This window comes from Bradyrhizobium sp. UFLA05-108 (genome assembly GCF_059803455.1).
Window position 1 is genome coordinate 1 of the sequence record NZ_JBANAZ010000166.1, and the last position, 2511, is coordinate 2511.

At 55.7% G+C, this 2511-nt stretch carries 5 protein-coding genes; 1 reads left to right on the forward strand and 4 read right to left on the reverse strand.

Features of this window, described 5'->3' with window-relative positions:
* The first annotated feature begins 178 nt into the window (after positions 1-178).
* Positions 179-322 carry an ATP-binding protein gene (locus SO140_RS45595; protein WP_498544165.1) on the forward strand — a complete coding sequence of 48 codons (144 nt, stop codon included), beginning with the start codon at positions 179-181 and terminating at the stop codon, positions 320-322.
* Here the strand turns inward: SO140_RS45595 and SO140_RS45600 are convergent.
* The 4 genes from SO140_RS45600 to SO140_RS45615 all read right to left on the reverse strand — a co-directional run.
* Positions 289-1419 carry an SAM-dependent methyltransferase gene (locus tag SO140_RS45600; RefSeq protein ID WP_498544166.1) on the reverse strand — a complete coding sequence of 377 codons (1131 nt, stop codon included), beginning with the start codon at positions 1417-1419 and terminating at the stop codon, positions 289-291. The two genes, SO140_RS45595 and SO140_RS45600, sit on opposite strands and share 34 nt — an antisense overlap.
* A 387-nt stretch (positions 1420-1806) precedes the next feature.
* On the reverse strand, positions 1807-2016 hold the full coding sequence (locus tag SO140_RS45605; protein WP_498544167.1) for a hypothetical protein: 210 nt from the start codon (positions 2014-2016) through the stop codon (positions 1807-1809).
* Positions 2013-2237: a hypothetical protein gene (locus SO140_RS45610; RefSeq protein WP_498544168.1), complete on the reverse strand. Its 225-nt coding sequence runs from the start codon at positions 2235-2237 to the stop codon at positions 2013-2015. Before SO140_RS45610 ends, SO140_RS45605 begins: the two co-directional genes overlap by 4 nt.
* A 19-nt stretch (positions 2238-2256) precedes the next feature.
* On the reverse strand, positions 2257-2511 hold a 255-nt coding region (locus SO140_RS45615; RefSeq protein ID WP_498544169.1), incomplete at its 5' end, for a hypothetical protein.

Consider the following 2511-nt stretch of genomic DNA (forward strand, 5'->3'; position numbering starts at 1 on the left):
CGACGATGTCCGTGCTGTACTGCTCTCATCCAAAGACGTACCGTGCGGATGATTTTATGACACAGTAAGATTAGGACGGCGTGCTTGTCGAAGTGCGGGAGTCGGGTCCAGGTCTGAGCTCACTGGACCTGGAGCGCGTCTTGACGCCTTCATTACATTAAAGACCGGCGGCATGGGCATGGGGCTATCAATCTGCCATTCGATTGTCGAAGCTCACGGGGGACGCATATGGGCCACCCCGAACGCCGGGCCAGGCATCACCGTGCAATTCACTGTGCCGATCGACGATCAAGCGACTGCATCCGCGCGTCCGGCGGCGTGATCTTCACTACTATTCAGAGATTCTCTCCTGCCGCCGGCGAGATTGTCTACCCGGTGGGGTGTAATAGGCGGAACATTTGTCGTCACCAATGAGGTCACTGCTTCCGATGTATGAGTTTCGGAGCAAGATAGTGCCGTGGGTTTGGTGGCCAGCACCGTGTTGTACGGATTGCCAAACACAAACACCTTCGACGTGCGCCAAATGATTCGCTCCAGTTCCACGAAAGTGCGCATCTTTAGTCGGTACTTCCACAACAGCATGTGTTGAATGAAGTTCCAGGTTACTCCCCAGGCCAAGAATGGTAGTCGCCGATAGTGGATTGGACTGAAGCCAAGTCGGCGCATCTTGTAGACGAGAAGATTGGCTCCGACAAAATTGTAGCGCCAATTCTCGAAGAAGGCGGTGACACTCAGGTAATCCTTGGTACGGCGACAATGATCCAGCGACCCCGGCGAATGGATCAGCAACCGTCCTCCCGGCTTGAGCATCCGCCAGCACCTTGCTAGCCACGCGTCCAGGTCTTTGGTGTAGCCAATCGACTCGAGCGCATAAATGCCATCGAAGTATTCATTCGGGAGATCGAGGCTGTCGAAGTCGATGACTATCACCTGTCCACGCCCGCCAAGTCTCGCAAATTTCCGCCGGCAGATCTCCGCCTGCACAGATGAATTGGTCACGCACACAATTTCGATATTGCTCCGTCCGGCCAGGTATTCGGCTGCCGCGCCGGAGCCGCACCCGAGATCCAGGAACCGCATCCCGTCTTTCGGCTTCAAAAGTGCATATTCGGCCTCGTAGGGGCGCGAAAATGCCAATCGGGGAAACACACAGGTGCTGTAGTTCGATTGCTCGTCGCGATACGTGCCGAACACGTCATCGTATGTGCGCTTTTCGTCGTCATGTTTGAGAAAGTCGTTCGGCTTTGGTGTCCACTCAATCAGTTGGCGCTGCTCGAATTCATTCAGTTGGTGGCCAATCTTGCTCGCGTCCTTCGGTCGGGTCACCAAAAGAAACAGTACGTAGTGAAATAAGTTGTATGCCACAAACAACGCACCGATGACGGCCGCCGCCAACTGAGATATTAGAACAATATTCACTGTTGCTCCTGTGATAGCTGAAACATTCTACTAACTCGCATTGCGGTTATCGAATCATAGCGATCAACGCACTTCCTAGAACAAAGCTGGGTACGCCACGAGTAGTGGCGGACGAGACCAAACTTGCCATCACAAACTGCGCATCGCGCGGCTCTGTCGGATCTAGGACTCTCTGAGCAGTAGGGCACGGTAGCCTCCTCTTGGTATCATCCTCGACGTTTGTCGATCATCTTCATGGTAGCTTCTGTTCGTGTAAAAGAAAGACTATCCACCACCCGAGGAGAATGACCTTGCAACGCCGGTGAGGGAAATCACCTCTCGCCATAGAGTCGATAGAGAATCGTTATCCCCGCCGCGCCACGTGATGCCGTAGCGAGGATTTCCACCCTAAGCTCGCCTGCCACCCTGTTTGCCGATCACGCAGCGCCATCCCGCCAGGCGTTCTGCCGGATGCAGGTTCATCCACTCGGCGAGCTGCGGCGCGCCCATCAGGCAGGACTGCATCGAGACGTCGGCGAAGTCCGAGGTGGTGACGGTCTGCTCGTGGCAATTTGCCGGAGAGGAGAGATTGCAGAGCACGGCGATTATCTTGATCACGACTGGAGAGTCCCCTCGCTGCGATGAGCATTCGCCCGGATGAACTTGATGGCCTTGGCCACTGTTCGCGGATTCAGGCCTAGCGCTTGGATCACTTCCTTCTTCTTGCAACCGAGATTGCACTCGAGGTAGCCGCGCACGCGCTCGACGTTGAATGCCTCCAGCTCCTTTGAGCCGGGGCGCAGATTCAGCGCTTCAATGGTACAGAATACGCGGAACATGTTGAAGCTGCCCACCCGGTCATGCATGCCATTCGCGTTCAGCGCTAGGAGCAGATCGGGCCAATGGTTTGGCCGCATCAACGTGCGAAGCTTTCTCAGCTCGCCGCTCGTAGTCGTCGGCAAGGGCCTTAAGCTGACCCGCAATCGCTGAGTCGGTCATGGTTTGGGCGACGCGGAGCAAAGTCCGTGCCGTCTCTAAATATGCCTTGCCTCGTTGTGAGATCTGGATCATCACAAAGCCCTCGCGCGCTTCTCTGGCAGCTGGTTGAAGGTG

Excerpts from the sequence above, each read along its gene's own strand:
- SO140_RS45610 (WP_498544168.1), bottom strand. The coding sequence starts at position 2,237 with ATGTTCCGCGTATTCTGTACCATTGAAGCGCTGAATCTGCGCCCCGGC.
- SO140_RS45595 (WP_498544165.1), top strand. The coding sequence starts at position 179 with ATGGGGCTATCAATCTGCCATTCGATTGTCGAAGCTCACGGGGGACGC.